This is a genomic window from Endozoicomonas sp., from assembly GCF_031844845.1.
GTDB lineage: Bacteria > Pseudomonadota > Gammaproteobacteria > Pseudomonadales > Endozoicomonadaceae > Endozoicomonas.
The window spans coordinates 1-7,523 of record NZ_JAVRMB020000168.1; the positions used below are offsets into that span (position 1 = coordinate 1).

Consider the following 7,523-nt stretch of genomic DNA (forward strand, 5'->3'; position numbering starts at 1 on the left):
CCTTATCCAGACCACACTGAGCCAGCTGTTCTTTATGACTGGCGGCTTCAATGTAGGCATCAGGAATACCGAGATTCAAAACAGGCACGTTGATTTCCTGCCTCTGCAGATACTCCATAACACCAGAACCCGCACCACCGGCAATACAACCCTCTTCAACCGTGACCAGAAGCTCATGACTGGCTGCCAGCTCTTTTACCAGCGCTTCATCAAGGGGCTTAACAAACCGCATATTGGCAACGGTAGCGTCCAACGACTCAGCAGCTTCCAGGGCATTACCCAGCAATGTACCAAAGACCAGCAGGGCAACCCGGCTACCCCTCCGGCGAATTTCACCTTTACCGACAGGCAGAGGCTCAAGGTCTGCACAAATCTCAGCGCCCGGCCCTGTACCACGAGGATAACGAACCGACGCGGGACCTTTATAAAGATAACCTGTAGACAACAGTTGTCGGGTTTCATTCTCATCGCCCGGCGTCATCACCACCATACCCGGCACACAGCGCAGATAGGCAATGTCATAACAGCCACCGTGGGTAGGGCCATCTTCACCCACCATCCCGGCACGGTCGATGGCAAACAGCACATCCAGTTTCTGAACCGCTACATCATGGATTAACTGGTCATAGGCACGTTGCAGAAAGGTAGAGTAAATAGCAACCACCGGCTTAAGACCTTCACAGGCCATTCCTGCAGCCAGTGTTACGGAATGCTGTTCCGCAATCGCTGCATCAAAATAGCGTTCGGGAAAATGATCCGCAAAACGTATCAGGTCGGAACCTTCTTTCATCGCCGGAGTAATACCCATCAGCTGCTTATCGGCTGCCGCCATATCATACAACCACTGACCAAAGACACTGGCGTACTTGGGCTTTTTAGGAACAACGACTTTAGGTGACTCTGTAACCAGAGGCTCCAGCTTGGTAATGGCATGATAACCAATAGGATCCTGCTCTGCCGGAATAAAGCCCTTCCCTTTCTGGGTAACCACATGCAAAAACTGAGGACCTTCCAGGTCTCTCATGTTTTTCAAGGTATGAATCAACATGGGAAGGTCATGGCCATCGATAGGGCCAATATAGTTAAACCCCATTTCTTCGAACAGTGTTCCGGGAATTACCATACCCTTGACGTGTTCTTCCGTCCGCCTGGCCAACTCCCAGGCATGGGGAATCACATTCAGGACTTTTTTACTGCCTTCACGAATATGGTGGTATGTTCGGCTGGACAACATCCGGGCCAGATAATTGGACAATCCGCCAACACTTTTGGAAATTGACATGTCATTGTCGTTCAGAATAACCAGCATGTTGGCTTTCACATCAGCAGCATGGTTCATTGCTTCATAAGCCATACCCGCAGACATTGATCCATCACCAATCACAGCAACGGCCCGTCTCTTTTCACCTTTTGCCCGTGCGGCAATCGCCATGCCCAAAGCCGCACTGATCGAGGTACTGGAGTGCCCGACACCAAAGGTATCGTATTCACTCTCATCCCTTTTCGGAAAAGCGGCGAGGCCATCTTTCTGCCGCAGGGATGACATGCGCTCCCGCCGGCCGGTGAGAATTTTATGAGGATAAGCCTGATGGCCAACATCCCAGACCAGCCGGTCCTCGGGTGTATTGAACATATAGTGGAGGGCAATGGTCAGCTCCACTACGCCGAGCCCGGCACCAAAATGCCCACCGGTCTGGCCAACGGAATACAACAAAAACTCCCGCAGCTCCCTGGCCAGTTGTGGTAACTGGGATTGCTCAAGGGCGCGGAGTTGTTCTGGTTTATTAACCTGATCCAGCAGTGGTGTCTCAGGTTCTGTTTTGGGTATTTCGTGAAACATGTGCTCGCAATATCTGGACTAATCTGCCGGCTGGCATTGTACACCCAACCTGATAGGAATAGCATCGCACAATCTTATCGTGCAGCCTAGCCAATACTTTTCTGAATTGGCGGAGGAAAGGTTGGCCCCTGAAGAAACCAATTCTGATATTTAATAGCTTCTTCGAACCATGTAATCGGCAAGCTGGCGAAGAAAATCAGCACGGTGGTTAAATTCGGACAGAGCACTGATCGCAGAATGATGAAGCGCTTCTGCATACCCTTTGGCCTGCTCAAGTCCCATCAGGGAAACATAAGTTGGCTTTTCCAGAGCCATATCCGCGCCCTGATTTTTACCCAGCGTCTCAGTATCGGCAATAACGTCCAGAATATCGTCGCGAACCTGAAAGGCAAGACCAATAGCCCTGGCATAGTTATCAAGGGATTCCAGCTCATCCTCACTCACAACACCTGCACATAAGGCTCCCATACGAACACTGCCGTGTATCAGGGCACCGGTTTTGTGAGAGTGCATCAACTCAAGCTGCTGCTGATTCAGCGTACTGCCCGTAGCGCATTGATCCATCGCCTGACCACCCGCCATACCGGCCAGCCCCGAAGCCTGACTAAGCACCTTCACAAGCTGCAGCCTGACACCGTCAGTCAGCGCTGATTCCGGGCACAACCGGGTATTACCCAGCACTTCAAAAGCCAGGCTTTGGAGGGTATCCCCCACCAGTATTGCGGTTGCTTCGTCATACGCGCGGTGACAGGTTGGCTTTCCCCTGCGCAGCTCATCGTCATCCATGGCAGGAAGATCATCATGAACCAGAGAGTAGGCGTGAATCAGCTCAACTGCACAGGCAGCAGGGCTCGCCTGTGCAATAGCGCCACCCAATGCATGACAGGACGCATAGGCAAGAACAGGGCGGATTCGCTTCCCCCCGTTAAATAAGCTGTATCGCATCGCTTCCAGCAACCGGGGGCTGACACCGCTTTCCCCGGGTAGAATGGCAGACAGCGAATGATCAACCTGTATACGACATTGATCAATAAATTCTGAAAGAGGCACTGAGCTTGTCATCTTTACGGCCCTTTACCCGCTGAAGGCTCTTCATTTACGGCATTGAAGGGTTCAGTGGTCAGCTCACCGTTTTGCTCTAATAACTTCTGAACTTTTTGCTCGGCATCGGTCAACGCTTTCTGGCAATCTCTGGTTAGCCGAACCCCCTGTTCGAATGTTTTAAGGGACGCTTCCAGGCTCATATCCCCGGACTCCATTTTCTGGACCAGAGTCTCCAGTTCGGCCAATGACTGCTCAAAAGCAAAGCTTTCATTACCCACAGTATTTTTTGACATGAATGAGCCTGTTGAAGAAAAAATTCAAGGCTCATTGATACGAGCCCATGGCGATAATAGTTGGCAGAAAAGGTTTCCGCGCTACCGTTTAAACAGAAACACATCATACATCAAAGCAGGGCCAGATCCTGATAAAAAAGAAGGCCGCTTTGCAACAACAAAGCGGCCTTCCTTAACATCAACTATCAAAAACCGGATCAGCCACCCGCTACCGGATTACGCTTAACCTGTGCCTTGTCAGCACCGTCTACCGGACCAGAGCTGTGCTCAGTCCAGACATCCGCATCCATGGTCTTATCCAGGAATGGGAATTTCCGGCGATTAAAGACGGGAGTAACGCCAGCTTTCACCTGATCATCAAAGTCCTTAAGCACCTTAACAACAATGCCAGACAGAACCAGGATAGCGGTCAGGTTGATCAGCGCCATAACCCCCATGGATGCATCAGCAAAAGCCCATACCGTTGGCAGATTACTCGTAGCACCCCAGATAACCATACCCAGAACGGCAACACGATAAGCATTAACCAGCCAGTTGTTGTCGAAAATAAAGCGCAGGTTCGATTCACCGTAATAGTAATTGGCAATAATCGAACTGAAGGCAAACAGCAGAATAGCCCCCGCCACCAGATGCTGACCAATAGGACCAATCTGACTGACCAGCGCCAGCTGCGTCAACTCAATACCCGTTGCGCTACTGCCATCCATCACACCCGACATCAGAATAATTGACGCCGTAGCCGTACAAACAATGATGGTATCCATAAACACACCCAGCATGCCCATCAGGCCCTGGTTGGCTGGATGATTGGAGTGGGCGGTAGCGGCTGCATTGGGCGCACTGCCCATACCCGCTTCGTTAGAGAACAGGCCACGCTTGATACCCTGCTGCATCGCCTGAGAAACCATATAGCCAACACCGCCACCGGCAGCACTTTCCAGACCAAAGGCACTCTTGAAAATCAGTGTGAATACCGCAGGCAGCTCACTGATATTCATAAACACAATCACCAGGGCAACGCCCAGATAGCAGAAGGCCATGATAGGAACGATCATCTCAGCCACTTTGGCAATGGAGCGTATACCACCAAAAATAACCAGGGAACTGAGTATCGCCAGGCCAATACCAATCGCCTCTGCCGGAATACCATAACCGGTGAAAGCCGCAGCAATAGAGTTGGACTGCACACTGTTAAAGGCGAAACCAAAGGCAATAATCAACGCTATCGAAAAGATAATACCCAGCCAGCGTTGTCCAAGTGCTTTTTCAATGTAGTAAGCAGGGCCACCACGATAAGTACCATCACCGTTGTTGGTCTTGTAGAGCTGCGCCAGAACGTTTTCTGCCAGACTGGTGGACATCCCCAGCACAGCAATCACCCACATCCAGAAAACAGCACCGGGCCCACCCATGGTAATGGCCACCGCAACACCGGCCATATTTCCGGTACCAATTCGGGCAGCGAGGCTGGTACAGAATGCCTGGAATGGAGATACATGAGTAGAGCAGTCAGTAACCCGGCTTCCCAGCATGATTTTCAGCGCCATTGAGAAACGGCGAACCTGAACAAAGCGGGTTTTTATGGTGAAAAGAATACCTGCACCCAACAGCAGGTACATGAGCACACTCCCCCAAAGCAAACCATTAATGGAGTTTATTAAATTATTCATATATTTCCCGGCGCATTGTGTATTACCGATTCTTATTTCAAATCGATTTTTATAATATTAGGGAATAAACCTTGCAAGGTAGGCACAAACACTCACGTAAACATTAGGCTATATTTGCCATATGCCCACCAGGCAGCCTTAATTTAAAAGGTCTGCAAGGTTTTCTCAGCTAATCCCATACACACCAAAAACAAGTAAATGTCGCAGCATGAATACGTACAACCAACAACCAGCATCATTAAAAGCTCGAACAAAACTTTAGAGTATATTTACGAGAAAATGGAACATTCCTTAAATAACTCTAAATCCCTTTACTCTTTCAGGGAATAACAAACTATCGAAATGATTTTTCAAAAAGAAACAAGAACCGATAAATGAAAAATATTTCGGGAGCTGGCAATTCAGAATATACCCTCGCCATCCCGGCGCAGCCGAGGATCCACTTTCCCGCGATGGATTCCCGCGTCACAAAAGGGAGAAAGGCGGTCTCGACGCAGGTCGGTTCGCTTACGTACCCCAGAGAATAAAAGCCGACACCCGAACCCAACCGCCATCGAGGGAAGGACAAAAGTCTGGTAGTTTCTACAATGCCACCTCCCTTAAATACCATTATTCTGAGACTTACGAGAGATCCTGATCTGCAGGATTCAGATCTTGCACATCGCCTCTATCTACACCAGCCCCCTCAGGACAATCCGAATCATCTGAGTTCACCCATACATCACTGTCAATGGTGCGATCAAGAAACGTAAAACGATTCCGGTTAAACTCCGGCGTCAAACCTGAGCGGGTCTGACTATCGTAATCTCTCAGCACCTGCATAACCGGCCCACTGAGTAACACAATAACCACCAGATTAATCAGTGCCATAAGGCCCATGGCCAAATCTGCCACCAGCCACACCAGCTCCAGAGAAGCGATTGAACCAAGAAATACCAGAAAAACGACAGCTGCACGGTAAGCCAGCAACAGACGGGGACTGTTGCGGATAAACAAAAGATTCGATTCACCATAATAGTAATTGGCAATCACAGAAGTAAAGCCAAAGAAAACCACGGCGACAGAAATAAACCACGGCCCCCAGCCACCTACAATGCCACCCAGTGCAGCCTGAGTCAGCTGAATACCATTCAATGTATTTCCTGTTTCCAGTTGACCTGACAGCAACACAATCGCCGCCGTAGCCGTACAGATAACCATCGTATCAATGAACACACTGACCATGGATACGATGCCCTGAGTCGCCGGATGATGGGGTATTGGTGTGGCGGTTGCCGCCGCATTGGGCCCACTGCCCATACCCGCCTCATTGGAAAACAGGCCTCGCCTGATCCCCTGCATCATCGCCTGATAGACAGAGTATCCAATGACACCGCCGGTAGCAGAATGAAGCCCGAAAGCACTATCAAACACCAGGGCAATAACCGCAGGCATTTCATCCAGACGGACAACCACAACACCGATAGCAATAACCAGATACGCCAGCGCCATAAAGGGAACAACCACTTCAGCAAAACGCACAATAGAGTGAATACCCCTGAAAATGATCAACGAGGTAATGACGGCGATGGCTAAACCGATAATGACAGGATCCAGCTCCATATGCGCGGAGACCGCCTGAGACACTGAGTTGGCATGTACCGCATTAAACACAAAACCAAACGTCACCAGTAAGAGAACAGAGAAGAGAATACCCAGCCAGCGAAGACCCAGAGCTTTTTCTATGTAGTAGGCAGGACCTCCACGAAACGTACCGTCTTTATTATTGGTTTTGTACAATTGAGCCAGGGTGTTTTCAACAAAGCTGGGTGCCATACCCAGCATAGCGACTACCCACATCCAGAAAACAGCCCCGGGGCCACCAATAAAAATAGCAATGGCAACACCAGCAAGATTACCCGTCCCGACATGGGCAGCAAGACTGGTACAAAGCGCCTGAAAAGAGGAAATTTCATTGCCGGAGGTTTTCCGGGAACCCAGCACCAGCTTCCACGCATGAAAAAAATAACGTAACTGAACAAAACGGCTTCTGACCGTAAAATATACACCTGCACCAAGCAGTAAATAGATCAGCAAGTACTCCCATATCACCGTTGTAATTTCTGAAACAAATGTACTCATACGAGCCCCAACGATTTTTTGCACCACTCAATAATAGCAGAGGATTTTCAATCAAAAGGCAACTTGCTCAGAGTTAATACTGGTCATAAGGCCGAATAATAACAAATATCGTTGCCAATCAGTGGCTGGAAGGCAACGGTAAAAATGATCATCAGGTAAACAGAACGATAATACCAAATAAACAGAAAATACCCATGCACCGTCATCCCTACCCAACCGTCATCCCCGCGAAGGAGAGTGCCGCAAAAGACCTTAAAAGAAGGAACCACAAAGGCACAAAGACACAAAGGAAGACTTTTTCTTTTGTTTGCAGCGCGTAGCACTGGCAACTCCAAAAAACCTTTGTGCCTTTGTGTCTTTGTGGTTCAAGGCTTAATCTACCTTTTAAACCTCGTTCCCACGCTCTGCGTGGGAATGCATAGCCAACCGCAGGAATCGTGTCTGTGGTTGGGTCCTGGCGCTACCACGCAGAGCGTGGGAGCGAGGAGGGTTTTGCGACAACCGCCTTCGCGAGGATGACGGTCGGGGGGTGTTTTGCCCTTTTGCGACACCCTC

The 7,523-nt window shown here is 49.6% G+C and carries 6 protein-coding genes; 1 reads left to right on the forward strand and 5 read right to left on the reverse strand.

The window, feature by feature from the left end; translation table 11 throughout:
* The 3 genes from dxs to RM811_RS08870 form a co-directional block, all read right to left on the reverse strand.
* The coding region (gene dxs / locus RM811_RS08860) for a 1-deoxy-D-xylulose-5-phosphate synthase (RefSeq protein ID WP_402523056.1) at positions 1-1,840 on the reverse strand (1,840 nt) is incomplete at its 3' end.
* Between the two features lie 150 nt (positions 1,841-1,990).
* Positions 1,991-2,902 (reverse strand): polyprenyl synthetase family protein, encoded by a 912-nt coding sequence (locus RM811_RS08865; protein ID WP_402523058.1) that lies wholly within the window; start codon positions 2,900-2,902, stop codon positions 1,991-1,993.
* A gap of 2 nt (positions 2,903-2,904) precedes the next feature.
* On the reverse strand, positions 2,905-3,177 hold the full coding sequence (locus tag RM811_RS08870) for an exodeoxyribonuclease VII small subunit (protein WP_402523060.1): 273 nt from the start codon (positions 3,175-3,177) through the stop codon (positions 2,905-2,907).
* Here RM811_RS08870 and RM811_RS08875 point away from each other — a divergent pair.
* Positions 3,176-3,403 (forward strand): hypothetical protein, encoded by a 228-nt coding sequence (locus tag RM811_RS08875; protein WP_402523062.1) that lies wholly within the window; start codon positions 3,176-3,178, stop codon positions 3,401-3,403. The two genes, RM811_RS08870 and RM811_RS08875, sit on opposite strands and share 2 nt — an antisense overlap.
* Here the strand turns inward: RM811_RS08875 and RM811_RS08880 are convergent.
* Positions 3,375-4,847, reverse strand: a complete 1,473-nt coding sequence (locus RM811_RS08880) for an alanine/glycine:cation symporter family protein (RefSeq protein WP_402523064.1) — start codon at positions 4,845-4,847, stop codon at positions 3,375-3,377. The two genes, RM811_RS08875 and RM811_RS08880, sit on opposite strands and share 29 nt — an antisense overlap.
* A gap of 621 nt (positions 4,848-5,468) precedes the next feature.
* Positions 5,469-6,968: an alanine/glycine:cation symporter family protein gene (locus RM811_RS08885; RefSeq protein WP_402523067.1), complete on the reverse strand. Its 1,500-nt coding sequence runs from the start codon at positions 6,966-6,968 to the stop codon at positions 5,469-5,471.
* Between the last annotated feature and the right edge of the window lie 555 nt (positions 6,969-7,523).